Source organism: Paenibacillus terrisolis (genome assembly GCF_056171975.1).
Genome location: NZ_JBKFGG010000012.1, coordinates 219687 through 244868, shown reverse-complemented (window position 1 = coordinate 244868; position 25182 = coordinate 219687). Strand labels below are relative to the sequence as shown.

Annotated in this window: 26 protein-coding genes; 12 read left to right on the top strand and 14 right to left on the bottom strand. The window is 48.4% G+C overall.

The window, feature by feature from the left end; translation table 11 throughout:
- The first annotated feature begins 234 nt into the window (after nucleotides 1-234).
- A complete protein-coding gene (locus tag ACI48K_RS13315; RefSeq protein WP_475028073.1) occupies nucleotides 235-411 on the top strand; it encodes a hypothetical protein in 177 nt (58 codons plus the stop codon).
- 87 nt (nucleotides 412-498) lie between these two features.
- Here ACI48K_RS13315 and ACI48K_RS13310 read toward each other — a convergent pair whose 3' ends face one another.
- A complete protein-coding gene (locus ACI48K_RS13310) occupies nucleotides 499-2349 on the bottom strand; it encodes a hypothetical protein (protein WP_475028072.1) in 1851 nt (616 codons plus the stop codon).
- A 12-nt stretch (nucleotides 2350-2361) separates the two neighbouring features.
- A complete protein-coding gene (locus tag ACI48K_RS13305; protein ID WP_475028071.1) occupies nucleotides 2362-3939 on the bottom strand; it encodes a DUF342 domain-containing protein in 1578 nt (525 codons plus the stop codon).
- Nucleotides 3940-4311: 372 nt separating this feature from the next.
- Here ACI48K_RS13305 and ACI48K_RS13300 point away from each other — a divergent pair, with 372 nt between their 5' ends.
- Both ACI48K_RS13300 and ACI48K_RS13295 read left to right on the top strand, forming a co-directional pair.
- Complete coding sequence (locus ACI48K_RS13300; protein ID WP_475028070.1) at nucleotides 4312-4938, top strand: TetR/AcrR family transcriptional regulator; 627 nt, start codon at nucleotides 4312-4314, stop codon at nucleotides 4936-4938.
- Between the two features lie 103 nt (nucleotides 4939-5041).
- Nucleotides 5042-5938 carry an NAD-dependent epimerase/dehydratase family protein gene (locus ACI48K_RS13295; protein WP_475028069.1) on the top strand — a complete coding sequence of 299 codons (897 nt, stop codon included), beginning with the start codon at nucleotides 5042-5044 and terminating at the stop codon, nucleotides 5936-5938.
- A gap of 87 nt (nucleotides 5939-6025) precedes the next feature.
- On the opposite strand, the gene ACI48K_RS13290 is transcribed toward ACI48K_RS13295, so the two are convergent.
- Nucleotides 6026-7417, bottom strand: a complete 1392-nt coding sequence (locus ACI48K_RS13290) for an L-cystine transporter (protein ID WP_475028068.1) — start codon at nucleotides 7415-7417, stop codon at nucleotides 6026-6028.
- A gap of 264 nt (nucleotides 7418-7681) precedes the next feature.
- Here ACI48K_RS13290 and ACI48K_RS13285 point away from each other — a divergent pair, with 264 nt between their 5' ends.
- Nucleotides 7682-8449 (top strand): class I SAM-dependent methyltransferase, encoded by a 768-nt coding sequence (locus ACI48K_RS13285; protein WP_475028067.1) that lies wholly within the window; start codon nucleotides 7682-7684, stop codon nucleotides 8447-8449.
- Nucleotides 8450-8526: 77 nt separating this feature from the next.
- Here the strand turns inward: ACI48K_RS13285 and ACI48K_RS13280 are convergent, their stop codons facing one another.
- The gene (locus ACI48K_RS13280) at nucleotides 8527-8910 is read right to left on the bottom strand and encodes a MerR family transcriptional regulator (RefSeq protein ID WP_475028066.1); all 384 of its coding nucleotides are present in this window, start codon (nucleotides 8908-8910) and stop codon (nucleotides 8527-8529) included.
- 73 nt (nucleotides 8911-8983) lie between these two features.
- On the opposite strand from ACI48K_RS13280, the gene ACI48K_RS13275 reads away from it, so the two are divergent.
- A complete protein-coding gene (locus ACI48K_RS13275; protein WP_475028065.1) occupies nucleotides 8984-9283 on the top strand; it encodes a hypothetical protein in 300 nt (99 codons plus the stop codon).
- A gap of 64 nt (nucleotides 9284-9347) precedes the next feature.
- Here the strand turns inward: ACI48K_RS13275 and ACI48K_RS13270 are convergent, their stop codons facing one another.
- Nucleotides 9348-9524: a hypothetical protein gene (locus tag ACI48K_RS13270; protein WP_475028064.1), complete on the bottom strand. Its 177-nt coding sequence runs from the start codon at nucleotides 9522-9524 to the stop codon at nucleotides 9348-9350.
- Between the two features lie 291 nt (nucleotides 9525-9815).
- Here ACI48K_RS13270 and ACI48K_RS13265 point away from each other — a divergent pair, with 291 nt between their 5' ends.
- On the top strand, nucleotides 9816-11486 hold the full coding sequence (locus tag ACI48K_RS13265; RefSeq protein ID WP_475028063.1) for a hypothetical protein: 1671 nt from the start codon (nucleotides 9816-9818) through the stop codon (nucleotides 11484-11486).
- 62 nt (nucleotides 11487-11548) lie between these two features.
- Nucleotides 11549-12376, top strand: a complete 828-nt coding sequence (locus tag ACI48K_RS13260; RefSeq protein WP_475028062.1) for a lipase family protein — start codon at nucleotides 11549-11551, stop codon at nucleotides 12374-12376.
- A gap of 126 nt (nucleotides 12377-12502) precedes the next feature.
- Here ACI48K_RS13260 and ACI48K_RS13255 read toward each other — a convergent pair whose 3' ends face one another.
- The gene (locus ACI48K_RS13255; RefSeq protein ID WP_475028061.1) at nucleotides 12503-12964 is read right to left on the bottom strand and encodes a nuclear transport factor 2 family protein; all 462 of its coding nucleotides are present in this window, start codon (nucleotides 12962-12964) and stop codon (nucleotides 12503-12505) included.
- Nucleotides 12965-13026: 62 nt separating this feature from the next.
- Between ACI48K_RS13255 and ACI48K_RS13250 the strand changes: the two genes are divergently transcribed.
- On the top strand, nucleotides 13027-13551 hold the full coding sequence (locus ACI48K_RS13250; protein ID WP_475028060.1) for a hypothetical protein: 525 nt from the start codon (nucleotides 13027-13029) through the stop codon (nucleotides 13549-13551).
- Between the two features lie 469 nt (nucleotides 13552-14020).
- On the opposite strand, the gene ACI48K_RS13245 is transcribed toward ACI48K_RS13250, so the two are convergent.
- Complete coding sequence (locus ACI48K_RS13245) at nucleotides 14021-14836, bottom strand: ABC transporter permease (protein WP_475028059.1); 816 nt, start codon at nucleotides 14834-14836, stop codon at nucleotides 14021-14023.
- Complete coding sequence (locus ACI48K_RS13240) at nucleotides 14833-15858, bottom strand: ATP-binding cassette domain-containing protein (RefSeq protein ID WP_475028058.1); 1026 nt, start codon at nucleotides 15856-15858, stop codon at nucleotides 14833-14835. Before ACI48K_RS13240 ends, ACI48K_RS13245 begins: the two co-directional genes overlap by 4 nt.
- Nucleotides 15859-16200: 342 nt before the next feature.
- Here ACI48K_RS13240 and ACI48K_RS13235 point away from each other — a divergent pair, with 342 nt between their 5' ends.
- Nucleotides 16201-17355, top strand: a complete 1155-nt coding sequence (locus tag ACI48K_RS13235) for an epoxide hydrolase family protein (RefSeq protein ID WP_475028112.1) — start codon at nucleotides 16201-16203, stop codon at nucleotides 17353-17355.
- 203 nt (nucleotides 17356-17558) lie between these two features.
- Here ACI48K_RS13235 and ACI48K_RS13230 read toward each other — a convergent pair whose 3' ends face one another.
- Nucleotides 17559-18077 carry a hypothetical protein gene (locus ACI48K_RS13230; protein WP_475028057.1) on the bottom strand — a complete coding sequence of 173 codons (519 nt, stop codon included), beginning with the start codon at nucleotides 18075-18077 and terminating at the stop codon, nucleotides 17559-17561.
- A gap of 249 nt (nucleotides 18078-18326) precedes the next feature.
- On the opposite strand from ACI48K_RS13230, the gene ACI48K_RS13225 reads away from it, so the two are divergent.
- Together ACI48K_RS13225 and ACI48K_RS13220 are read left to right on the top strand one after the other, a co-directional pair.
- Nucleotides 18327-18602, top strand: a complete 276-nt coding sequence (locus ACI48K_RS13225) for a type II toxin-antitoxin system prevent-host-death family antitoxin (RefSeq protein WP_475028056.1) — start codon at nucleotides 18327-18329, stop codon at nucleotides 18600-18602.
- Nucleotides 18586-18891, top strand: coding sequence for a type II toxin-antitoxin system RelE/ParE family toxin (locus ACI48K_RS13220; protein WP_475028055.1), 306 nt, complete (start codon nucleotides 18586-18588; stop codon nucleotides 18889-18891). The genes ACI48K_RS13225 and ACI48K_RS13220 overlap by 17 nt, the downstream gene beginning before the upstream one ends.
- A 158-nt stretch (nucleotides 18892-19049) precedes the next feature.
- Here ACI48K_RS13220 and ACI48K_RS13215 read toward each other — a convergent pair whose 3' ends face one another.
- From ACI48K_RS13215 to ACI48K_RS13195, 5 genes are all read right to left on the bottom strand, one after another.
- The gene (locus ACI48K_RS13215; RefSeq protein ID WP_475028054.1) at nucleotides 19050-19472 is read right to left on the bottom strand and encodes a GNAT family N-acetyltransferase; all 423 of its coding nucleotides are present in this window, start codon (nucleotides 19470-19472) and stop codon (nucleotides 19050-19052) included.
- 273 nt (nucleotides 19473-19745) lie between these two features.
- The gene (locus ACI48K_RS13210) at nucleotides 19746-20033 is read right to left on the bottom strand and encodes a DUF6809 family protein (protein ID WP_475028053.1); all 288 of its coding nucleotides are present in this window, start codon (nucleotides 20031-20033) and stop codon (nucleotides 19746-19748) included.
- A gap of 293 nt (nucleotides 20034-20326) precedes the next feature.
- A complete protein-coding gene (locus ACI48K_RS13205) occupies nucleotides 20327-20563 on the bottom strand; it encodes an AraC family transcriptional regulator (RefSeq protein WP_475028052.1) in 237 nt (78 codons plus the stop codon).
- Between the two features lie 17 nt (nucleotides 20564-20580).
- On the bottom strand, nucleotides 20581-23166 hold the full coding sequence (locus tag ACI48K_RS13200) for a glycosyl hydrolase (RefSeq protein ID WP_475028051.1): 2586 nt from the start codon (nucleotides 23164-23166) through the stop codon (nucleotides 20581-20583).
- Between the two features lie 692 nt (nucleotides 23167-23858).
- Nucleotides 23859-24398 carry an HXXEE domain-containing protein gene (locus ACI48K_RS13195; protein WP_475028050.1) on the bottom strand — a complete coding sequence of 180 codons (540 nt, stop codon included), beginning with the start codon at nucleotides 24396-24398 and terminating at the stop codon, nucleotides 23859-23861.
- 163 nt (nucleotides 24399-24561) lie between these two features.
- On the opposite strand from ACI48K_RS13195, the gene ACI48K_RS13190 reads away from it, so the two are divergent.
- Nucleotides 24562-25125, top strand: coding sequence for a TetR/AcrR family transcriptional regulator (locus ACI48K_RS13190; RefSeq protein ID WP_475028049.1), 564 nt, complete (start codon nucleotides 24562-24564; stop codon nucleotides 25123-25125).
- The last annotated feature ends 57 nt before the right edge of the window (nucleotides 25126-25182 follow it).

Sequence of the window (25182 nt, the reverse complement as noted above, 5' to 3'; positions counted from 1 at the left end):
AATACAGACCCCCCTAAAACTCAGAATATTGAAATAGCTCCAATGTACCGTAAAACTAAATATAAGGAAGACGGGCTTGCATAAAAATAAGGACAAAGCCATAATAGCCTTGTCCTATGAGGGAGCGTATCTAATCCGGTTAATCATGATTCAAATTACAGCTTCAACCACAAAGCGGGACGGACACCACCTGTACATCAGGCGATTATCGGCCTTGTATCCGCAGGTGTTGACGTGTCGCTGGTGGTTGGCAGCCTCGGCCATTTTTTCAATAAGGATATTTCTTTTATCCCTCTTGTGGAGCCCAAATTCACCTTGGATTTCTCCATCTGCTGGCTGCGCAGCAACGAAACGTCCCAAGTTCAGGAGTTTGTGGACATTGTAAAGGAAACGGGCGTTGGCAATAGCTGATCCCGGCAAAAAAATCTCAAGAAAGCGGCTTTCCGCTCTCTTGAGATTTTAAAATTGCCGCGTTTGAATTCGGCGCAACCGAAGGGGCTATCTTGCCATCAGCTCAGGCTCGGATTGACTCTCCCGTACGATGCCGTCGAATGCCTGCAGAAAACCCTCGGTCGAATAATGATGGTTAATTGGGCGCAAATAAGGAAGAGTTAAGACAGAATAGCTTAAAACAAGCAAATAACCGTCAATATAAAACGTCTCCACCGCTTCCAGCTCGGCCGGCAGCATCAGGGGTTCAAAGGGATGTTTTTCGATTCTGCAGCAGTATGCATGGAACTCGATCCGGTCGTAATCGTATTCGGCAATTTTAGCCGAAAGCGCAGCATAAAACCGTTGCAGAGGATCCGCTTTATAAAACTTCTTAAGCTCGGCGGCCTCATGGATATGGTAGGCTACCGGCGAGATGCTCGACGCAATCGACTCGATGAGAAGGATTTGCTCTTCTTTCAGTTGATGCTCCGTCTCCAATACGACCAGAATCCCGTGGAGATCGTCGAAAGCATTTTGCTTGCGTCCGCTGAAGGACATCGGACTGAGCACAAAGCCATTGCTGTCTCCCCAAGCTTCCGGAAGCGATCCTCCGCACAGTTCTGCCAGATCTTTCGAGGAAAAACCGTATCGTGTCTCCCCTTCGCTGCAAGCATTCACCAGCTCTTCGGGAATATCCAGCGGATTTTGAATGCCCCCCATCCCTATGCTGTCCACGATTTCCATGGCATCCCCTTTGCGGAAACAAATAAAAGCCTTGCGGATTCCGAAGGCAAATTTCATCGTTTTCAGCGTGAGATAACTCAAATCTTCCAAGGTGGCGCAATGCTTAATATTTTTAGTCAGTTTATTCAGGTTAACAAGCAGATCGAGCTTGCTCTGAGCCTTTTGTTTCTCGCGCTGCAATTCTTCAAACAGCATGCCGTTGTTAATGGCAATATAGGTCGAGGTGGCCAGCGACTCAATCAGTTCGAATAATGATTCATCGAAATACCGGTCATGAAACGAGGCGCCAAGCGTAACCAGACCAACGATTTGACGATGGCCCACGATTAGGACGATATACTCCGCTTCCAGCCGTTCAAACTGCGTCGGATTGGCGAAATACTTGGCAATCAGCGCGGCATCCCGCCGGGCATGGAGAACGGCCGGTCCGTCATAGCCGGTCTCCTTTAGTTCAAGCTCGGTATAAAACGCGGCGTACGACTGAACATTACGATATCCGACAATTTTTATTTTATCTAAGCTTGAATCGTATAGGCCAAACGAAGTGACCTGGCTCGTGGAAATTTCGCTGAAAACATCCGTGGCAAGCGTATGCAGCTTGCTGAGGCTAAGTTCGGACAACAGGGCTTTGGAACTCTGATTGATGGTAAACAAATTGAAGATTTTTTGATCCAAAAGAGCGTTGCTCCGCTGCAAATCCATAAACCGCTTGCTGTTCTCGAGCGAGTTGTTGATCAGCCGCATCAGCGCGCTGGCGATGATTTTATCGTCGTTGCTAATTTCGCCGATAATTTTGCCGCTGGATATAATGAACCCGCACAAGTCCGAATCAACCATTAACGGAATCAGCATGCCTACATTAAAATCGTCTATCAGCCGTTGTTCCAAATAAACGTTAAAGTTGGCCCAGAGGCAATTGCCGTGATGCGTTACCAGGTGATCAAGCCTCTCTGAATGCTCAATCACATACTCGCTGCGGCTGTATAAACGTTGTTGGCTCAGAACAAACCGATTGCCCTGGCGGACAAACAAAGCGGACTCTCCGAGGGTCAAAATTTCGTTGGTGAATTCAAAAGAGAACTCCATTAGCTGCTCCTGACTGAAACGCTGCGTAAAAAAATCGATCGCTAAAATCAGACTCTCCAAGCGGTAAGATATCGGATCCTCGTTCATGTTCGCACTCCTCTACTCAATATGTAGTTCATGATTGTTCACATAGAAGTACCCGGCTGTCGAATGCTCAATCCATTTCTCAACTTCCTTAAGCTGCAGGAATGTTTTGGGAAAGGCTTTGCTGAGTATGCCAACTTCGCCTTCGCCGCGAATTTTCAGAATACTCATCAACATGCGGCGCTCCTGCTCCAGTTCGCGCAGACGAGCTTCCAGCTCATGGCGTTTCTCAAACTGAAGCGTATAATTTAACATCTCATCTTCATTCAAGCTGTCCAGATAGGTAGAATACAAATCCAGTTCGTTGTCGACTTTGCTGATTGCGTCGGTTGCCGCCTTATACCTTACCAGCAGCTCCTCCAAATCCCGTTTGACCTGATTGCGGTTGAACCCCCAGACTTGAATATGGGTCGGCCGCTCCATTTCATTGCCGGTCGTTGAGGAGGCCACTTTCAGTTCCGCTTTGATCGTTCCGCCGATAATTCTGCCGTCCCTTTTATCGAGCAAAACCTTGCGCGCGGTCAAGTCGCTTCCGATCGAATATTGCTGTATGTATATATTTTCGCCCGCTTCAACGATGCAGTCATTCGCGCTTTTGGCATATACATCCTTGCCCGCTTTAATCTCCGTCCGTCCATTGCCGAATATCCCGCCCTTGATGTAGATATTTCCTTGCTCCGAGATAATTTTCTCTACGGCTCCAATGCCCGTAGCCCCCCAAATGGAAATATCCTCGGTAGCGGTTACGGAATAGCGGTCATGAACCGTGCCGGAAATTTTGACACTGCCCGTGTATTTTATATTCCCGGTCTCGGGTCCGACATCGCCCGTAATGCTCAAGCAGTTAAGGACTCCAATCCGGTCGTTCTTCCAATCCACCATGCCTTGGATCAACGCCCGCAGCACGGTGTGTCCGTTTTCTTCTACAGCGGCGACGGTCAAAGGATCATATTGGGGCAGCTTGTCCCTGCCCCTTTGACCCGGCAAGCGCGTTCCCCGCACATTGAAGCCCGGAGCACCTTCCGTAGGCGGAGTATACTCGCCCAGCCAATCTCCTTGCTTGATCTCATCGATATAATTCATATCAAAAAAATCCACGCTATCGTCCTCATTTAGGTGAGGGCGAACGGCCGCCATATCATAATAACGGACTTCCGCATCCGCTCCCTGTTCCGGATTTCGGCCTCTGGCAACCGTAAAAGGCTGGTTCAATTCCCAGGGCTCCTGCAGCGCCTCTTCCAAGTACCCTTCCTTCACTCCTTGGCGCCGCATGGCTTCAATCAATTCGGAATGAAGCGCGCCGCCGCTTTCTTCAAGCTCTATCGGCGTCAGGTAAAGCCTGGCTTCGGCACTCATTTCGTCTTTGGAGAGGAGGATTTCGATGCGGGGTCTTAAATAACCGAATTCTCTTGCCTCGGAATGGGGCGATTCCAGGGATTGTCTCAAAGCGGCAAAGTTTTTGAGGCCGACCCTGGGGCATTCATTCAAGATGCTTTGAAAATCCTTAATGGGAAAACCGCTTGCGAATGTCTGAATAAACACTTGCGTCCCGCTGGAATAAAGCTTGAAATATTCGTTCCGGTAAATCTCCATTATGACTCCCTTCGAAAAGCGCTTCCCTGCGCTTCTCCTTCTGCAATTGATTTAACTGGAAACTATTTACTTTCAAAAATAAATATAGCGGTGTCACCTTTATTGTAAACTTAATCCGGCTCTTCATGGTTAATGCTAGTTTCCAAGTCCGTATGAATTATGTAAAATGCAGGACTAAAGTCTATCATCAAGGAGATTCAGATATGTATGGCGGGTCTGAGCGCATGTGCCGATACACAGGGTCCGGTCTCCATCTTTCAGCATCGCGAGGCGATACATATCCTGCTTGACAATCCGGTGCGGAAGTCATAAAATGATTTCGGAAACAACGTTTCCAATTAGAATCATAGATTCAAGAAAGGAGGCTTACCCATGACAGAAGCTTCGTCCTCGTTTAAGACCCATCGACAGGCCCGTCAGCTTGAACAAGAGCAGCTCCGCAGAAATATCGTCAACGCCACTTGCCTGCTGCTGTCCGAGAAAGGCACCGATGCGATCACGATTCGCAATGTGGCCGCCAAACTCGAATGCTCTACGAAAATTGTTTACAACCTTTTCGGCAGCAAAGAAAAGCTGGTTAATGAAGTGTTCGTCGAAGGTTGTTCTATATTGGAGAAAGCTATTTCCGCCGTTCCGCTCGCCGATGATCCTTACGAATATCTGAAAGCTATCGGCGAAGCTTACTGGAGCTTTGCGCATCAATACTCCCCTTACTATAATTTTATGTTTAACGGGGAGCTTAAAGATTTCAAACCCGACGAGCATTCGATTCAAGAAACGGCCTCGGCGTTATCGCGAATTACAAAAGCGCTTCAAGCTTATCATTCCGATGGCAAGCTGAACCTTGCGGATCCGGTGATGACCACCCGGATGTTCTGGTCTTCGCTTCATGGCGTGATCCAGCTCGCCTCCTCCGGACATTTCAAGGAAGATCGTGAAATTAAAGATCTCTATGAATTTACGTTGGATCAGCTCATTCTTTTGATTACGCGCAACTAACGGATTTTTTGAAGCCCGTCTTTCCAAAAGACGGAGTTCTTCATTTTAATCGGAAACAACGTTTCCAAAAAGAATCTATGTATCTAAAAGGAGAGAAAAGTAAATGAACATTTTTGTAACAGGCGCATCCGGTTATATCGGCGGTTCGGTAGCCACAAAGTTGCTGGAAGAGGGCTATCGGGTCACCGGACTCGTCCGTGACGAAGAACAAGCGAAGCTGGCCAAGAAACAGGGAATGGAACCTGTTATCGGTTCTTTCGAAGATACCGGACTCATCAAAGAAAACGTTGCGAAAGCGGACGGCGTCATTCATGCCGCAAGCGCCGATAACCGGGAAATTGTAGACGTTTTTGTCTCCGCCCTGGAAAGAAGCGGCAAGCCCTTTATTCATACCAGCGGCTCAAGCATTGTCGTCGACGACGCCCGCGGCAACCTGCTGAACCCCGTTGTTTATACGGATGATACTTACTTTGAGCCGCAGCCTTATCGGGTCGGACGGGTTGAGATGAACCGCTATGTAAGGGAAGCCGGCATATCCAAAGGAATCCGCAGCATCGTTATTTGTCCGGGCATGATCTATGGAAATGGTCTGGGGATGCAGCCTTACAGCGATCAGATCCCGAAGCTCACGAATCTGTCTCGCCAGGCGGGTGCCGGACTTCATGTCGGTCAAGGGATAAACCGATATTCGAATGTTTACATCAAAGACCTCGTTGAGCTTTATGCGTTAGCTTTGAAAAGCGCCCCTGCGGCTTCCTTCTTCTTTGCCGAAAACGGAGAAGCGTCTTTCAAAGATATCGCCGTATCTATCAGCCGTTCATTGGGATTTGAAGGACGTACGCAAAGTCTGAATGCGGATGATGTTATCCGGCAGTTCGGCGATGAGGCCTTGTATGGTATAGCTTCCAACAGCCGCGTTTCCGCCGTCAATGCGCGCAGAACATTAAATTGGAAGCCAGCGGGTCCTTCTCTGGCGGACGCGGTTGAAAATAACCTGTAAACCGATTTCCCGCATAAAAGCGCCATAACCTCCAATACCGCCGTTAGGGGGAAAGAAGGTTATGGCGCTCAATTATTTCAGCTCAATTTAAGCCTGTACGGCAATGTCCAGATCCACGTTGTTATTGAAAGTTTCCTTGTTGTTCTCGCCCAGCACTTTGCCGGTAATGACCCCGGCCGTGATCGAATCGTTGACGTTGAGTGCGGTTCGTCCCATATCGATCAGCGGTTCGACGGAAATCAACAGCCCGGCAAGCGCAACCGGCAGGTTCATCGTGGATAGCACGATCAACGAAGCGAAGGTCGCCCCGCCGCCAACCCCGGCGACGCCAAACGAGCTGATCGTCACGACAAGAATCAGCGTCAGAATAAAGCTCCAGCTGAGGGGATCGATGCCCACCGTCGGAGCAATCATCACGGCCAGCATGGCCGGATAGATGCCCGCGCAGCCGTTTTGTCCGATCGTCGCTCCGAAGGACGCCGACAAGTTGGCGATGCCTTCGGGAACGCCAAGCTTCCTCGTTTGCGTTTCCACGTTCAGCGGAATCGTTGCCGCGCTGGAGCGTGAAGTGAAGGCAAACGCGAGCGTCGGCAGCACTTTTCTCACATACTGCACCGGATTATATCCGAAGATGGCGAGCAGAATCAGGTGGATAATAAACATGACCAAAAGGGCCACATAAGAGGCTCCTACAAAACGGATCAGTTTCAGGATTTCCTCGGCGCTGGTGGTCGCGGCTACGTTCGTAATTAAAGCGAGGATACCGTACGGCGTTAATCGCAATACCAGCGTAACGATGCGCATAACGACCGCATATACGGAATCCACGATTTTGCGGAACGTATCCGCCTGTTCCGGCTTTTTCTTATCCAGTCCAAGCACGGCAACTCCGATAAATGCGGAGAAAATCACGACAGCAAGCGTCGAGGTGCTGCGCGCGCCCGTCATATCCGCAAACGGATTGGTTGGAATGAAGTCCAAAACCTGCTGCGGAATCGTTTTGCCTTCCACATCGGTCAGACGATCCTCCAACGCGGTCCCTCTCGCCTGTTCCCGGTCGCCGGCTTCAATTTCAATCGCTTTCAAATCGAAGCTCAAGCTTGTCGCGATACTGACCGTAGCGGCGATCGCCGTCGTAATAAGCAGAACGGCGATAATGAGGCCGCTCATTTTCCCCAAGTTTTGTTTGCCTTTCAGGTTCATAATCGCCGAGATGATCGACACCATAATGAGAGGAATCACGATCATCTGAAGCAGGCCGACATAGCCGTGCCCAACGAGGTTAAACCAGTCGCTTGATTTGGAAATCACGTCCTTGCTTGTTCCCGCCCACTGCAGAATAACCCCGAATACAAGCCCTAATCCCAAACCGGTAAATACCCGCTTGGTGAAGGAAACATGCTTGTGCTGCATCCAGATAAGCAAACCGATCAGCAGCAGCATGACTACCACGTTGACAATAACCCATAAAGTCTCCATAAAATGATAAGTCCCTCCCTAATCTTTTGACGGATGAATCATCACCGCATTAAAATATATGACTCATGGCGTAATATTATCATAAATACCATTAATTTTATAGGATTAATTCGGATAAATTTAAAATTTTTTTACTCGCAATAAGGGCCCGCCTCTATCCGCCGAATCTTGTATCATTCGATTTGAGTTTTGTATAGATTTGAATTTTCAAGAATGGTATAGTGGCTGTGTCTGGCTTTTATTCCTCGATAGGAGGTTTTGCAGGTGGATTTGCGGCTGACATTTAACGAAGATGAAGCCAATTATGATAAGTGGCGCCCAACCTATGTTCCCGAGCTGTTCAAAGAGATTATTCAATATTCGTCCTTGAACGAGCACAAACGCGCCCTCGAAATTGGGGTCGGAACGGGACAAGCGACACTGCCGTTTCTGCAGACGAACTGCCGGGTTACGGCCGTTGAGCTGGGGGACAGATTAGCTGAATATTCAAAACGAAAATTCGCGTCTTTCGGCAATTTTGAGGTTATTCATGGGGATTTTGAGATGTTCGAAGCCGAGCATGCGGCATATGACCTCATTTATTCCGCAACCGCCTTTCACTGGATTCCCGAGGAGGTTGGATTTACGAAAGTCTTTGATCTTCTAAAAGACGACGGAGTTTTGGCCTTGTTTTGGAACCATGCTTCCCGTCCCCATGATCCGCTCCATTCGGAAATTCAGGAGGCCTACAAAAAGTATCGTCTCTCTTCCTATCGGCCGCCGGATGAATTTGAAGCAAGCCAATGCGAGACAATGATGCAAACGATCCGGCAATATGGATTTACCGATTGCCGCTCTAAGTTGTTCTTCCAAACTCGAAGTTTTACAGCCGAAGATTATATCTCGCTATTGAATACCTACTCCGACCACAGAGCCATGTCCGCAGAAGCCAGAACAGGACTGGAAAATGAAATAGCGGCAGCGATCCGGCATTTTGGGGGAACCATTAAAGTTAATGACACGATGGATTTGTATCTGGCGCGCAAGCCCTAAAAGACCCATTCATGATGAATGAGCCTGCCCTGAGCGGTTTTGACTTTTCAGTAAATCGTATAGAAGTGCCGTGCTGTTTATGTATTGCGCAGGTTTGTTCCATTGGGGAGCAAAGCTTCGACTTCCTTCAAATTCTCAAGCACCGCCTCTTTCTGTTTGCGTAGTGCCTCCAGGTTTTCCTCAATCGACTGACAACGGTTCGACAACAGTTCGCGCACGTAAAGCAGCAATTGCTCCGCGCCGCAGCCCGTTTGTTTTTTGTACTCGAAAAGTCCCTGGATTTCTTTCACCGAAAAGCCCCACTGCTTCAATTGCATGATCACTTCGAAATCCCGGATTTCCCGCTCCGAGAAAATATAACGGTTGCTCCTCAGCTCTGGACAAAGCAGCGACTGATCCATATAATACCTTACCGTATCCATCGTGCTGCCTACTTCCCGGACAAACTCTCCGATCTGCACCGGCCGTCCCCCCTTGTCATGGGGTTAACCCCATGTGTTGTACTTATTATATCTCATTACAAGGGGGTTCAAAATGTTCTATGTATTGATCTTGATCTATTTGTTAACCGTTTGCTACGCCGTTCTGATGGGGGCCGCAGCCGTCATGCAGCGCGCCAAGCTGGGAATTCCGCTCATGGCGGCGAATCTCTTATTTTCCGTGCTGTTGCTCTTCAGTCCGGTTCATATCGCGTTTGCGGGCATCGGGCTTTTGGGACTGCTCGTATGCGCCGTAAGGAATGGCTTCGCCCTGCACGGGCGCGTGCATTTGCTTCATCTTTCGATTCGATTGGCCGTGTCCGTGGGCTTGATTGCGGGGATGGTTTTTCTATAGCAAAAAGTAAAAACCCGTCAATCCCCTCGATGATTCGGGGAGCTTGACGGGTTTTCTTGCCGCTTTATCCGATGTAGCCTTTTTCCTTCATGGCCTCGTAAGCGGCCTTCTCGTTTTCGTCTTTAACTTGATACTCCAGCGTACCGTCTACGATTTTGGCGCAGCGTCCGCCGAACGGCTTAAGGGACTCCTTGATGTCCTTGATGTCGGCAGTTCCCTTGAATGGATAATTGACTTTCATTCGCAATCCACCTCCTAAGGTAGAATTAGCAAAATTCACGGCTTGGTCGATATGATAAATATCACACATATCGCATGTAGCATTCCATTTTTTAAGCTAATTTACACTTCTCCCCCCTAAAGCAACCGTTTAGGCTTTTTTATGGACTGCCGTTATAAATCTACTTAACAATACTGGCCTATAATGAAACCTGAACGAGGAAGAACCATTTGAATTGGCTGGATTGGATAGTCGTATATAAGCTAAACACAGCCGCCGAAAGGAAAGTGGACACAAGTGAAGCAAAGCCTAATGGAACAATTACCGTACGAAAAACGCTATTTAGTCAGCCATTCCATGGCCGATATGGATCTCAAGTATGACGACGAGGCCAAAATGGTACGCAGCAGTCCCGATCAGCACAGCACCCGCGGGAGCGCCCATTATGCCTTGGGTCTCCTGGTTAGGAACGAGCCGGAGGATTGGGAAAGAGCCTGCCAGATCATTCATAAAGTCATCGACATGCAGTTTGACGCTCCCGATGAAATCTATCACGGGACGTACCGTACTTCCCCGCAAGCCGCGCTGCCTCCTGCAGGGAATTATGCCTGGAAGGCGTTTGCGCCGGGATTCGCCTTCTTCTTGGACAGCACCTTCGAGAAAATCGCCGCAAAGCTCGCGGAGCTTCGGACGGCGGAAGCTCACTCGCAGCAGCTTCTTGCAGACCCGGACAAGAAGGCAATCAAGCGTGAATTTCGCACAGCCGTAGATCAGGTGCTTCCGCCCGTTTGGAGGAGCTATGACCCGAACTGGCGTGAATTTATCGCATGCACATTAGCCGTAATTTTGGATCATTTTGAAATGAAGCTGCCTGCTTCGCTTGTGGCCCGCATGGACGAGTCTATCCGAAAGGCCGCCCAGGCATCCATCGACCGCCGCTTGTCGGATGCAATTCCAATGAATTCGAATATCGAACTCATGCATATTTTCATCGCCCATTATTTCGGACACCGTTACGGAAACAAAGACTGGACGGCGCATGCCGACAACCTGGCCCGAAGCTTACATGCCGCCTATCTGGAATTCGGATCGCTTGCGGAGTTCAATACGACCACCTATTACGGCGTTGATCTCACTACGCTGGGGATGTGGAGAATATACGGCAAATCGGATACGTTTAAGCAAATCGGACAGGAACTAGAGCATGGACTTTGGGAGAACATTGCGCTGTTCTATAATCCCAATCTTGAAAATCTTTCAGGTCCCTTTTCGCGCGCTTACGAAATGGAAATGCTGGACCACAGTTCGATCGGCGTTTTTCTGTTTCTCGCGCTGGGCAAGGACTACGAGCATTTGGCCGCAATTAACTGCGAATCCGGTCATGATCCGATGATCGCGCTCGTCGGGGTTGACGTGCCGCAGCACCTGCTGCCTTCGTTGATCTCCCATCAAAGCGACCGTCTGGCGGTGAAAAAGTTTCGTGAGCTGTGCGAGCGGGATAAGCCCGGAGCCAACTCCAACCTATGCACGGCGGTGGCGTGGATCGAGAGCCATCTCATGATCGGAGCCATGTCGGGGAGCAAAAACACGAATGGTCAAATGCATCCGGCCACCGTCCATTGGCAGGACGAGGATGGGAATAAATATTACTTGCGATTGATAAGACGTGAAACCGGCGAGAGCTGGAACACTCATTTGAGAGGAATTACATTTGACGCGAAGGCGGATAAAGACCGGCTCACTGTGGATATCCAGCTTGATACGGATTTAGAGATTGACGTCTATTTTGAAATCAGCGGCAGTCATCCGGTGAGTGCGGAAGGCATCGCAACCGATTTGTGGATGCTGCCCGGGTTGACCCTCGGCGTCGAGGCCGAAGCGCCTGCACCGATGGTTGTTCAATGCGGCGACAAGGTGGAAGTGATATATCGTTATCAACCTGGAGTTACGAAGAACCGGATGAACTTTATTTTGCACCGTTAAAATACACAAGCACCCATTCCGCCCTTTCATCATAAATAATTAGGAAGAAAGGCGGGATGCGGATGCGCAGCAGTATGGATTTTGAGGAATGGGCCATTTTTCTGGCGGCCGTGTGCGGACAGAGCTATGCCCAGTATATAAATGAGGACGGTTCTTTCGTCATCCCGCAACCGTTTACGGATATTTATACGATCCGCGGGAAATCTTTCGGCGGTATTTGGGAACCCTTCGGGTTTATTTGGGAGTCTCCCGAGGAGATCATTATTGCCTTCCGGGGTACCATGTCCGCGCCCAATTGGGTTTCCGACGTCATCGCCTCGCAAAAGCGGTTTAAATATATCAAACCTAATGTCATGACGCATCGCGGCTTCACGAACATTTACGAATCGGCTCGCGGAGGAATCGTGTCCACACTCGCCGGACTGTCTTCCGACAAAGCGTTATATATTACCGGGCACAGCCTTGGGGCCGCGCTGGCCACGCTTTGTGCGCTGGACGTGTCCGCCAATACGACCTTTGGCTCGCCCACCCTGTTCACTTACGGATCTCCTCGCGTCGGCGATCCTGATTTCTCCAAGGTCTTTGCCAAATTCGTGCCGAACAGCCATCGGATTGCCAATCCCTTTGATATCGTCACGCATGCCCCGCCTTCCATTTACAAGCTTCCTAAGCGGGACAAAAAGTACTACTACAGCCATGTAAAGACCTGTTCTACGCTCCTTTTTCAAAACGGAGGCCTCAGTTCCAATCACGTGATCAGCAGCTATTTCGACGAGCTTTGCTTGCTGAAGCCGGATTTTGCCCAAACCATGTGCGCGGCGAATCCCGGTTTCTGTCCGGTGCACGAAGAGAGCTCGGAAGAGCTGGATAGGATAATCCCGGCTCCTTGATTTTGTAACATGCGAAAACATGCGAAAACATGCGAAAATACGCAAAAAGCCAAAGGCGCGGGGAAAGTTCCGCTTCTTTGGCTTTTGGCGTTTCGCGTCCCGGCTCGCGGCTCCGGGAATCGGCAGCTAAAGGCCCAGCTCGGAAAGTCCGGGGTAATTGTCCGGACGTCGCCCAAGCGGCCAGCGGTATTTTCGCTCGGATTCCTTGATGGGCATGTCGTTGATCGATGCGTAACGACGCCTGTTCAGACCTTCCGGGCTAAACTCCCAATTTTCGTTCCCGTACGACCGAAACCACTGACCGCTATCGTCATGCCACTCGTAAGCAAAACGCACGGCGATCCGGTTGCCGTTATAAGTCCACAGTTCCTTGATCAGCCGGTAATCAAGCTCCTTGTTCCATTTTCGCGTCAAAAACTCGATGATCTCCACCCTGCCGATCGGAAATTCGGCCCGATTTCGCCAGTAGCTGTCCTCGGTATAATCCATCGCAACCAGATGCGGATTCCGGGTGTTCCAGTCATCTTCCGCTTTGCGAACTTTAGCGGTCGCCGTTTCCAAGGTAAAGGGCGGCAAAGCGATTTTCATCCGCCTCCTCCTTCCTGCTCTTAGGCCTCATGCAATCATTATATTTTCCGGGAGGTAGGCACATGCTAAATCTTACCTTGGCCCCTAGAAAGGAGCTTCCAAACCGGATCATGGACTTGCAAAATATCGGACAATCCTTTGGGAATGAACGGCTTAACTCCACGGAAGTCGAAGGTTTATCAGGCGGCGATGTTAATGAAGAAAACTGCGGTACTCTGTTTCATGTCAAAGGACAAGTCATCTACTTTGAGACCTGGGCGATTCTCGAATGTCCCCAGGATATTCTGGACTATTACTGGCATTGGGTTCTCATCGCCCACCACATCAAACTAAATAAACCTAAATTCGGCAGCCACATCTCCATCATTCGCGGTGAAGAGATGGACGCCGAATGCAAAAAGAAACTATGGAACCGGCACAGCGAACAAACGATTACGTTTTCGTACTCTCCCGAGGTCGAAAGCAACGGCGAATACTATTGGCTCCCGGTTTATTCCAGCTTTTTGGAACGGATGCGAACCGAATTGGGGCTGGCCGGGAATCCGCCTTTCGGGTTTCATTTGACGTTGGGGCGAGTTTTGCATTAAAGCCTATGTGCTTTCTTGTGCTGTCCATTGCCAGAGAAAATCTCTGCTGTGAACCTTGATTCACCGTCACCGCCCGCCATACATACAACAAGCTGGAAAATAGGTCCGCTTTAGATCCGTCGCTTTATATCCGTATTAGGTACACTTTAGGTCTGCCATCGGTCCGCCGACTCTAACTAGCTGGAAATACTCCCGTTAATTTGGGGTGATTTCCAGTTTTGCGAGGTTTATCGGGAAAAGCTCCCGTTAATTTCACACTTTTAGGCTCTGAGCGGGAAAAAAGCAAGAATTAGTTGGAGGTTTTCCAGCTAAATCTTGCTCTGGTTCAGAAACTTCTATATTAACGGGAGGTATTCCAGTTATATCCAAGTTCTCTCGGAGAGGATAGCAGCCACCTCCCGGATCTGCCGTTATCCCGCTCCATCACTCCCTGACTCCGGTTACTTCAGCCCGGAAACACTTGGAACTTTTACGTCCGGCGCATGTAAGCGCGCACCGTGATCGGTGCGAAGACCGCCACGATGACCGCCGCTCCAATCAGCGAAATGACCATATCTTGGCCAAAGGTACCGGTGTTGACCAGATCACGAACGGCGGTGACCAAGTGGGAAACTGGGTTGATTTTCACGAACCATTGGAGCCAGTTCGGCATCGTATCCACCGGAACGAAAGCGTTCGACAGAAAGGTCAGCGGGAACAGCACCAGCATCGATATCCCTTGTACGCTGGAAGCCGTACGAGCAATGACGCCGAAGAAAGCGAAAATCCAGCTGATCGCCCAGGAGCACACAATAACCAGGACCCCGGCGATGGCTACAAATCCGAGACCGCCCTCAGGACGAAGACCCATGATGTAGCCCATCACAAAGGTGAGCACCGTAGCGATCGCGTACCGGATGGTATCGGCCAGCAGAGCTCCCGCAAGCGGCGCAATCCGTGAAATCGGCAGCGACTTGAAGCGGTCGAAAACGCCCTTTTCCATGTCCTCGCGCAGCTGCACGCCGGTGACGATGGAGGTCGAAATGACGGTCTGCACGAGAATCCCGGGGATAATCACCGGCAAATAGCTCTGCACGTCTCCGGAAATGGCGCCGCCGAAAATATAAGTAAACATCAAGGTGAAAATAATCGGCTGAAGCGTAACGTCAAACAATTGCTCGGGGGTACGCCGGATTTTCAGCAAACCCCGGTAAGCCATCGTCAGCGAATTGCGGACGGACTGGCCAAAGCTGCTGCGGTTTTTTAACGGACGTTCGGCGACCTGTTTTACGGCTGCGTTGCTCATGCGATTACCCCCTGCGCGTTTTTCACTTGTTCTGATTCTGATTCTTCATCCTCTTTTACGCCATGACCCGTAATCGTTAAGAACACTTCATCCAGCGTCGGCTTCTGCACGCTCATTTCGGTGAGCGGAATCCCCGCCTCGCGGAGCGCAATCAGCAGGTCGGTAACCCGGTCGGCGTCTCCCATCGGAGCGGTGATTTTGCCGGCTTCTGCCGAGACAGTCGAGCGTACCTGAAGCACCCGTTCAATGGTTTGACGCGCCGCTTCGGTATCCAGCGGATTCAGCACTCTCAATTGCAAAGATGAGGTACCGACGGAAGCTTTCAGTTCATCGACGGTTCCTTCGGCGACGACATGGCCGCGGTCGATAACGGCGACCCGGTCCGCCAGTTGGTCGGCTTCATCCAGATACTGCGTGGTTAGCAGCACGGTCGAGCCCGTTTTGACGAGCCGCCGGATCGTCTCCCACATTTGCGTCCGCGTGCGCGGGTCAAGGCCTGTCGTAGGTTCGTCCAGGAAAATCAGCGGCGGCTGCGCGATCAGGCTGGCGGCCAAATCCAGGCGCCGGCGCATCCCGCCGGAGAAATTTTTCAACGGACGTTTCGCGGCTTCCGACAAACCGAATTCCTCCAGCAGGTCCGCCGCTTTGCGTTTCGCTTCGGCACGCCCAAGTCCGAGCAGCCGGGAGAAAATGACCAAATTTTCCGTTGCGCTGAGCGATTCATCAACCGACGCGTACTGGCCGGTCACACCGATCAACTGCCGTACGATTTGCGGCTCCTTCATCACGTCATGCCCAAAAACCTTCGCCGAACCGCCGTCCGGCCGAATCAGCGTTGCCAGCATGCGAATCGTTGTCGTCTTCCCCGCTCCGTTTGGCCCCAGCACGCCGTAAATCGATCCCGTCCCGACCTGCAAATTGACACCGTCCACGGCACGGTTCGTTCCATACGTTTTGACGAGTTCATGCGCTTCAATGGCCCAGTCACCCTGTTTTCTCCCCGTCAAGTTTCTCTCTACCATCTCTAACTCCTCCTAAACCAATGATATGGCAAGTTTACCTCTTCCCCACCCAGCCCAACAGCTGCTGCGGATGTAAATGAACCTCCGTCCCAAGGCTGAGCTCATGTCTTAAGCTTGCTATGTATGGATAGTAACCGGGGTTTATAAACTGAATTTAAACGGGGTAGTTTCTTTTTAGAGAAAACCTAAAAGGCCGATCCTGGTGGGTCAACCTGCATATCGGGAAAGTAAGTAACACGCCAATCCTATCAAATAGTATAGTCAGATGCTTCATTTATGCCAGTGTGCCGCGCCTGCGCCAAGGTTATAATAACGTTGCGGCAACAAAAGGAGGAAATCATGATGACTATGGAACGTTTTCATATTCACGTCTCCGAGGAGATTCTTGACGATTTAAAATACAAACTGCATCACATCCGTTGGCCGGACCAACTGGAGAACTCGGGTTGGGAACGCGGCACGGACATAAGCTATTTACAATCGCTCGTCTCGTATTGGAGAGACACTTATGATTGGCGCGCGCAAGAAGCCGAGCTGAACCGCTTTTCCCAGTTTCGGTGCCATTTAGACGGGATCGACGTGCACTTCGTCCATGAGCGCGGGAAAGGACCTAACCCTGTGCCCCTTATTCTTACCCACGGATGGCCAGACAGTTACCTTCGCTACCAAAAAATCATCCCTCTTCTCACGGATCCGGCCAGCCACGGCGGCAACCCGGAGGACTCTTTTGACGTGATTGTCCCTTCCATACCCGGATTCGGATTCTCCAGCCGCCCTGCACATCCCGGCGTCAACAATTCTCAGGTCTCCGAAATGTGGGCCAAGCTCATGACCCAAGAATTGGGCTACAGCAAGTTTGCCGCCGCAGGCGGGGATATGGGGTCCGGCGTGACAAGATACCTGGCTGCCAATCATCCCGAACTGTTATTCGGAATCCATCTGACCGACATCGGGATCATCAGAGATCTCATGAATTCATCCGATCAGGCCAAACTTTCGGAAGAAGAACGGCAATACAAGAAAAGCGCTGCGGCATGGATCGCTCAAGAGGGCGGCTATATGTCCATTCAATCGACACGCCCCCAAACGATAGCTTATGGACTTTCCGACTCGCCGGTCGGTTTGGCGGGTTGGTTGATTGAGAAATTCCGGGCATGGAGCGATTGCAACGGGGATCTCCGTCAAAAATTCAGCGAGGACGAACTCATCACGCATATCATGATTTATTGGGTGACAAACACAGCAGGATCGGCAGCACATGTGTATTATGAAAATGCCCATACTTTGCCGCCCCTGGGCTACATAGAAGTCCCGACAGGCCTTGCCTTATTCGCTGCAGATGTCTTACTGCCGCCCAAAGAATGGGCTTCGCGCAACTTGAATATAAGCCGCTGGACTTCGCTGCCCCGCGGCGGACATTTTGCCGCTATGGAGGAGCCGGAGCTTTTTGTTGAGGATATTCGGGCGTTCTTTAGAGAATTTAGAATGACGAAGTAAAGAAATCAAGCGTATGAGGAAAGTGAATACCAGAAAATTAGAGTGAAAAGCACTTTGAGCGGCCTTCTCACTCTTATGACGTTTTGCTATAAGGGACGTGAATTCGCTTGCGTCCTTTTTGAGCTTCACTCTTATATCAGTAATTCATAGCATCCATCCGAAAAAAGAAACTCCGCCTCCCTCGCCGTTCGGGCAATCTCCAACTATCTTGAATCCTCTTTTCTGATCAGTTGTTTATCTGCTTTAAACCCAATCAATGTTATTGCAATACCTAAGCTTACTAGTGTAATGGCATCACTTAATGCATTGACTTGTTTTACAGGAATATTGATTTTTAAATTAGGTAAAACGAATACAGCTATTACTGCAACAGCAAGAAAAGCTGAACGTAGAAATTTTAATATTTGATTTAACTTAATGCCTTTCTTATCTGCTATCCCTTCGATAATGAACTCTATTAAGTCAGATAATATTAGGAATAGCGCTGCAATTGAGACATATAACAACCACTTCCCAGTCGCATTAATAATTGGTGTTAATCTTAGTACTGATAAAATAATAAAACTAATTCCAGCTAATTTTGTGAATAAAGTGGTCAAGAAATGTTCCTCCTTTATAATTTTGATTTCAGCAACAGCAAATATTCTGGTATTAATAAAACGACCCGGCCCTAGATAGCCCTTATCTTGGGTTGGGTCGATTGTTGTCTGAGCTACTTTCATGAATATACATCTATCAATAGGCCCGCAGCGTGAATGCGCTGTAAGGCGAAGTCCGTTTGAATTACCCTCATTGTACCTGAAATGCCTCGTGCAGACCGACGTTGGTACCAACGTACTGATGTGAGGATGTTGTGTTTAAGAAGTCAGGTGCTTCTTCGAATCATCCAACAAAAAAACCCTTCCCTTTCTATATTTTTTATCATAATTATGATAAAATTAATAATAATAATATTCTTGAGGTGATGATATATGCCAACGATTCGTCCAATTTCTGACTTAAGAAACAACTTTAATTTGATTTCTGAAATTGCTCATCGTGACGGTGAACCCGTATTTATTACTAAAAATGGCCAAAGTGATCTTGTTGTCATGAGTCATGCTACTTACGAAAAACAACAAGCCCTTATCGATCTGTACCAAAAGCTCGCCGTAGCTGAAAAACAAAGCAATGAAGGAGTTCAAAAGAAGAGTCACTCTGAGGTGATGAAAAATCTGAGGAGCCAAATCCGTGGACAAGAGATATAAAATCGAATACTTGCCCATTGCCGAAGAGGACTTATCCAATATTGTCCGTTATATTATGCTTGACAATCCCGATGCTGCTTTAGCCATGGCTGATCAATTAGATCAATCCATTTCTGTTCTGGAGCTATTCCCTAATAGTGGTACAATTCCAGATGATATCCGACTTCAAACACTAAATTATAGAATGTTGGTTGTAGATCCGTACCTAGTCTTTTATGTGGTTCTAAATGACACTGTGGAAATCCGAAGAATCCTTCACGGAAAACGTAAATACAATTTCCTGTTTTAAGCCTGCATTTAATGTCCTTCCCACACGAAATGCCCCAGCCTTAGATAGCTCTTATCTTAGGAGATCGATGTGTCCGGCTGAATCTGCCCACGTCTCTTCCACCCCGGGCCGAACCAAGGGCATAGCCCGAAGCGTGAATACAGTGTTATGTGAAGTTCCTAGCTTCCCATATTATTTAATGTGCATTTAAACCTTTCAACTCCCGGGTACTTCTCCCCTAAACTGATAATCTCAAATCCAACCCTCTTATAAAAATAAACAGCATCTTTATCCGTTTCAGCTGTCAGCTGTGCAATTTTATTCCTCTGGACATACTCATGTATCATTGTTCTTCCTATTCCTTGATTCCTATAATCAGATCTAACCGCGAGATGTAATATTTCAACTTCTGTTTTACTTTGTTCCTTTATTCCAATAAGGCCAGCTAGCTTACCATTATCCACTATTCCATAAAGCTTTCTTGTAATTTCTGTGCGGTAATCATTAAGTTCTCGAGTTACTCTTTCATCATCGGGCCACATACACTCAGTTAATAGTAATTTAATCGCATTTATCTCTTGAAAATTCTTTAAATTGATCAATTGCGGCCTCCAATCTAGATTTAGAATGTGCACTTCAGGAATTTCACATAACTCCTTATCCACGAGTTCGTGAACTTAATAAATGAAGTTAAATATACTAACAACTTTGAGATTAGTCCAAACGACTTATAGTCACATCCTACTACAAAATGGAATAATATGACGATTGAATAATTTTTTTCTCAAAAAAAACTTCCGCTAATTTGAGTAACGGAAGCTCACATTATCTCTATAATCGATTCACACCTAAACAATTAGTCTACCACCCAACAATCACTTCCCAGAACCCTTCCCCTCCCCACAAAACACCTCCACCATTACCAAAGCCCCCATCCTAAACCCCTGAACAAAAGCCTCACCTGTAACCATGGAATTGGACTCGCCGTTCAAATCCAAAATTTGCTCAAGGGCCGCGAAATCGCTCTCCGAAAATCTCTGTTTGACTTCTTCCATCAATTCAGAAATTTTTCTATTGAGTGGACGATATTCGGGATCTGTGGGGACAATACGTTCTTCAGGGTTCAGGTTGCCGTAAAATAATTCTTCTATTATGTTCTTCATTAGCTTGCCCTCTTTTGTTTTTATCCAAGTAAGGAGTAACTAACCAAACTCCCTCTCTTGGCAAGTTTAACCTAAACGATTAGAGCAAGCGGAATTTTATGCGATATTTGCATATTGTTTTTTTAGCCTTACTCGTATAGCTTTCCTAGCGAGGGAGCATCCTTTTTTGTTTAACAAACAGGTTAATCAAAACGGACTCTTCCCAAATAGCCTATGTTAAAATGGGCCTTTTGGGAACTTCATGGATCATGAAGCTCGATGTTCACTCCCATTAAGCTAATGGAGTACATCCCTCAGATCGTTTTGGCCGCTTGGATGCGGTGGTCAACCTCACCTTGTTCGCGGCAGATCCGCCGCCCGCTGCGATATTCCTTTGGCGAAAGCCCTTCTATTTTCTTGAAGATATGCGTGAAGTAATTGGAATCGTTGAAGCCGATGGCCTGGGCGATTTCGAATTGGAACCCCACTCGATGAAGTGCACCGCCATCCCCCCATTTAAAAAAGGATTGAAGCAGGCTCCCCTGCTCCAACCCTTTTTCTTACCTCCTTACGGCTCAATCCCCCATGCAAGCTGACCGTTCATATATCCGGTAATCTGTTCATGGTTGGCGTACTGGTTGCCGGAGGCTTTGAACGAGTAATCGTTAGCCTGGTTGTAATTGGACCAGTCGGTTTTGGAGAAGCGGGTTTGAATTTCTGCGCTCTGGCCGGGATTCAGCGTTCCGGCCGCGCTCGTGAAGCTAATTTCCAGAACATAATCGGCTCCGGCAACCGGGGTCACCAGTTTAACGAAATTGCCGGTTACATTCGCACTGCCGATGCTGGCCCAGTCGCACCAGAAATTTTGTGCCTTTTCCCCGTCAATCGTGTAGTAATACCGGAGTTTTACATTACTTAACGGAATCGCCGCATCCCCGGTGTTGACGACTTTGAATTTGGGTGAAATCCCGTTGGTGGAGGCACTCGTGTTGCCGTTAAAAGCCTGGATCGTCAAGTCTCCCGCGGGTACAGGAACACTGCTGTCCACTACATTTACGGTAAGAACCGCGTTATTTCCTCCGTTAAAATGAAAGGTGATCGTTTGCTGGCCCAGCGGAAGCGTGGAAAGATAGGATTTGCGCAGAACGACCGCGGCGCTTGATGCCGTATAATCCCGGCCTGACGTTAAAGTAACATTTCCATTCGTTATGCTCGCAAGCTGGCGTCCATTCAAAGTAAGGGTTACGGAAATATCCTGCTGCAGATTTGCCGCTTTATCAAATGTGGTATTCACAGGCGAAATGGACGCGCTTGGTGTGGAGTCGACAACCTTGACTTTTAATACGGGATCTTGTCCTTGATTAAAATCAAAGACGATCGAATGCTCGCCAACCGGCAGCCCGGCAAGGAATTCTTTTTTCAGCAGCAGCGTACTTCCGTTCAAGGTATAGTCCTTAGTCACGGTCAATGCATTGGCGCCCTCTCGGAGAGCGGTTAGCGTATTGCCGTTGAAATTCACGGCGATTGCTTTGTCGCTTTGATCCGGCGCATTTTTGTCAAATTCGATGTTTGCAGGTGTGATGGATGCGTTGGGGATTGGATTGTCGACCGTTAAATCGGGCAGTTCATCCAACGTGATGACATAATCGCTTTGATAAAGCGTTGTCAGGGTGTCCGGATAATTATTGGCGGAACTCATGAGATACTCGCCATACCAGGGACAGAAGTAGAGCCAGCCGGCTTTTTCCTCGGTCAGATTCTGTAAGCTTGGAACGGTGTCGTTCTCCGTCATGGCCACCATTTTCTTGCCGTCGGTTAAATCCACAAGCTGATAAAAAATCGAGCTAATGGCATCCTCGTTAGGTACGCCGGACAATCCGTCATTGCGGTTGTAGATCGTATTGTATTTATCATAGCCGATAATATCCACCTGATCGTCGCCGGGATACCATCCGGGAGAAGTGCTGTACACGTAGCTGTTGTAGGTCCAGATCAAGTTGTGCAAGCCGTACGTCTCCGTCAGTTCGGTATAAAGCAGATCCCACAGCTGTTTGTACACCTCCGCGCCTGCTGAAGCCCACCAGAACCACGCGCCTTCTCCCTTCAACCCGCCGTTGCCCTCCGCCTCATGATAGGGACGGAAAATCACCGGCACATGGTTATTTTGCAGAATCTGCAGTTGTTCCGCCAAATCCTCAATGGTCATCATCACGTATTGATATTCTTTCGTACCGGGAATCACCGCATTGGCTGTATTAAAATTGGTTTCCGTCGGCTTGTAGGTGGTGTCCGTCCAATCCACAAACTCCCCGAGCTGATAGGCGGTGAAATCTCGGGGCACATTGATATGCCAGCTGGTTGTCGCGATCCCGCCCCGGTTATTCACCCAATCGATCATCCGATCGGTGGTACCGTCCTCCCAACCGTAGAGCGGATTATAGTTCATTAAATCGAAGCCGCGGATGGCCGGATATTTTCCGGTTAAATCGTGGATCCAATCAAACTCCAACTCGGAATTGCCGTTATTTCCGCCTCCGTAAATCTCCTGCTGACCGGAGATCATATGTTTGCCGTAAACCTCCGTTAAATAATTCATCAAAACCTGTGTTTCCGGTGTGGCCCGCGGATCGGTGAGGACAGGCTGCACATCCAAGGGATCAAGATCGGCATAATCCACAGTGAAGGTATCAAAATAAGCGAAGCCCCAACCGGCCTTCACTTGGATGGTGTTGCTTCCTGCCTTCAGCTTATGAAAGCCAAAATCGTAATTCGACCACGCGGTCGTGTAGGGCAGCATATACGAACCCTTGGTCACGCCGTTAACGGTTAAATATTGAAGCCTGCCTTCAGGGCTCAACTCCTGCATATAGCGGGTGGAGATCGCATACATGCCGGTTTCCGGGACGGTCACCGTAAACGTGATTGTACCGGAGTTTTGCATCCAGACAAATCCGCTCCCGGAGAATCCGGGCTTGGGTTGTCCGTAAATATCTGTCGCTACTTGAAGATCGGAGGTGAGCCGAGCATTTTCGCTTTCCATCGTGAAAAGTGGGGTGTCTGCATGAGCGGGCGCTGTCATCCATCCAGGCAGCAAAGTAAATACCAGAATAAATGCCAGCATCATTGCACTTGCCTTTTTGAGCAAAGGGGTCATGTTCATCCTTCCTTTCCATGTAAAATATGCTAAATCATCACTCAATCTATCCATTCATGGTAGCGCTTTCGAGGTAAACGTAGCATATATTCCAAATTATGTAAATCCATCGAAATTAAAACTTTCTGAACCATAGTAAGCAAAATAAAACTTAGAAATCCATTCTTCCCGAATACTTTGGTGCTCCTACGCCTTGTCCACATTTGCGAAACACAGAATTAAAAAATGCACTTGAAACCCAAGTGCCATTAAGATTTATATATATCCCCGCGCGAGCAATTTCTGATGCCTCTGAAAATACTTGTAATACGTGTTCAAAAAGCTTGGTTTTCAGGACCGAAGCTTACGCTTCCGAAGTGCGTTTTTTCAAAACGCTTGAGGTGGGATGATGCTAGCGGGTCAGCAGCGCGAAAGAAACGTAACGGACCGTAATGACCTTATTTGCCCATTTCCCGGCTATTTCCCACTGTAATGGACTCCAGTGACCTTATTGGGCTCTCATGACCGCCATTTCGCCGCTTTTGTCTAGAATAAGGTCTTTTCGGTTCGTTAAAATCGGAAATAGCCCAAAAACGGGTCAATAGCGATTCTGGTGTCCGTAAACTTGCTGTAGGCTACGTGAGCAACAAAAATTATTCCGCTATTCTCACCATTATTGGCTGTACTCCGAGAAAATGTGCCAAGCCAACTTATTAAACTACGCTGATCTCTTTCGCGTACTTCACCAACATCTCCTCAAATGGTTCCTCCAAACGATGAAGAACTACGTAAATGACAAAGCTTATTAAGGAACCGCCCACGCAGGACAAGATGATCTCAGCCGCATTGTAATCCAGTTTTGCCGCAGACGCATAAAGCAGATAAACGCATACGGGCAGGAAAAGAATAGCGGTAACAAGGCCCGGAACAAAGTGCTTGAACTTGGCGGTTAAGAGAAAATGAGCCGTTATAAAGTGAGCCGTCACGGCAAACAAAAGACCATACCAAACATAATAACTATCAAAAATGATCGAAAATAAAGTCACGAGCGAAATGATCAGAAAGATGATCTCCACGCCAATCGAAAAAGAGGCCGTGCTTCGGAAATCCGCATAAGGCGTTTTTTTCATCGTACTCGTGTCCAGAGCATGTCTGTATTTCTTCTTCCAGGCTCCAACGAACACGATTTCTTCAAAGTCATGGAGCATAAACAAAATAGGAAATAACCAGGATATAGCGATCATGCTGTTCATATGACTTCAACTCCTTCAAATTATGATTTTGTCACACTCGAGAATAAATTGCACACATGTGACATTGCGATGCAAGTTGTAGTATAATACTTTCACGGGATTATTCAATACCGGAGCGATAAGTGCTACATCATGAAGGAATTTGTGACATTGGAGGAGGGTTATGTTGAAACGTGAAGGAAGTAGCCGAATGGTCGAGCAGTCCAAAAATTGGCTGATCGAAGCCTTATTTGAACTCATGGGCAGGAAGCCGTACACCGAGATTACCGTAAAAGAAATCGCGGATCAGGCCCAATTGTCGAGAAGAACGTTTTACCGCTATTTTAACGTGAAGGAAGATCTGCTGTTTGCTTATGCCGACGGTTTATTCGACGACTATATGATGTTTATTCATGAACTTCCGCGGGTAACGTTCGGCGATGTGCTGACTGCTTTTTTTGCCTTTTGGGACAAACATGTCAAGGAACTGGAGCTGCTTAAGCAAAACCACTTATTTTACATGCTGATGGAACAGGCCAATTCCCGCATTCCCGAGATCCATCAAATCGCCCAAGCGGAGTGGCATAATTACGCCAATCGCACGGAAGAAGAATATATCGGACTTTTCGGCATAGGCGGCCTTTGGAATGTATTGTCCAAATGGATCGACGATCAGCCGAGGAAGTCCCCGGAAGATATGGCTCAGATGATGATCAAAGCGATCGGAAATTTTTCAAAATCGATTTGAACAACGACAGCGCAAAAACAGCCTCCGGCCAGTGAGCCCGAAGACTGTATGTAAATT

Bases quoted from the DNA above. Each gene is read 5' to 3' on its own strand.
- ACI48K_RS13310 (WP_475028072.1), bottom strand. From the start codon at position 2,349: ATGAACGAGGATCCGATATCTTACCGCTTGGAGAGTCTGATTTTAGCG.
- ACI48K_RS13305 (WP_475028071.1), bottom strand. From the start codon at position 3,939: ATGGAGATTTACCGGAACGAATATTTCAAGCTTTATTCCAGCGGGACG.
- ACI48K_RS13300 (WP_475028070.1), top strand. From the start codon at position 4,312: ATGACAGAAGCTTCGTCCTCGTTTAAGACCCATCGACAGGCCCGTCAG.
- ACI48K_RS13295 (WP_475028069.1), top strand. From the start codon at position 5,042: ATGAACATTTTTGTAACAGGCGCATCCGGTTATATCGGCGGTTCGGTA.
- ACI48K_RS13290 (WP_475028068.1), bottom strand. From the start codon at position 7,417: ATGGAGACTTTATGGGTTATTGTCAACGTGGTAGTCATGCTGCTGCTG.
- ACI48K_RS13275 (WP_475028065.1), top strand. From the start codon at position 8,984: ATGTTCTATGTATTGATCTTGATCTATTTGTTAACCGTTTGCTACGCC.
- ACI48K_RS13270 (WP_475028064.1), bottom strand. From the start codon at position 9,524: ATGAAAGTCAATTATCCATTCAAGGGAACTGCCGACATCAAGGACATC.
- ACI48K_RS13265 (WP_475028063.1), top strand. From the start codon at position 9,816: ATGGAACAATTACCGTACGAAAAACGCTATTTAGTCAGCCATTCCATG.
- ACI48K_RS13260 (WP_475028062.1), top strand. From the start codon at position 11,549: ATGCGCAGCAGTATGGATTTTGAGGAATGGGCCATTTTTCTGGCGGCC.
- ACI48K_RS13255 (WP_475028061.1), bottom strand. From the start codon at position 12,964: ATGAAAATCGCTTTGCCGCCCTTTACCTTGGAAACGGCGACCGCTAAA.
- ACI48K_RS13250 (WP_475028060.1), top strand. From the start codon at position 13,027: ATGCTAAATCTTACCTTGGCCCCTAGAAAGGAGCTTCCAAACCGGATC.
- ACI48K_RS13245 (WP_475028059.1), bottom strand. From the start codon at position 14,836: ATGAGCAACGCAGCCGTAAAACAGGTCGCCGAACGTCCGTTAAAAAAC.
- ACI48K_RS13240 (WP_475028058.1), bottom strand. From the start codon at position 15,858: ATGGTAGAGAGAAACTTGACGGGGAGAAAACAGGGTGACTGGGCCATT.
- ACI48K_RS13235 (WP_475028112.1), top strand. From the start codon at position 16,201: ATGACTATGGAACGTTTTCATATTCACGTCTCCGAGGAGATTCTTGAC.
- ACI48K_RS13230 (WP_475028057.1), bottom strand. From the start codon at position 18,077: ATGAAAGTAGCTCAGACAACAATCGACCCAACCCAAGATAAGGGCTAT.
- ACI48K_RS13225 (WP_475028056.1), top strand. From the start codon at position 18,327: ATGCCAACGATTCGTCCAATTTCTGACTTAAGAAACAACTTTAATTTG.
- ACI48K_RS13210 (WP_475028053.1), bottom strand. From the start codon at position 20,033: ATGAAGAACATAATAGAAGAATTATTTTACGGCAACCTGAACCCTGAA.
- ACI48K_RS13200 (WP_475028051.1), bottom strand. From the start codon at position 23,166: ATGACCCCTTTGCTCAAAAAGGCAAGTGCAATGATGCTGGCATTTATT.
- ACI48K_RS13195 (WP_475028050.1), bottom strand. From the start codon at position 24,398: ATGAACAGCATGATCGCTATATCCTGGTTATTTCCTATTTTGTTTATG.
- ACI48K_RS13190 (WP_475028049.1), top strand. From the start codon at position 24,562: ATGTTGAAACGTGAAGGAAGTAGCCGAATGGTCGAGCAGTCCAAAAAT.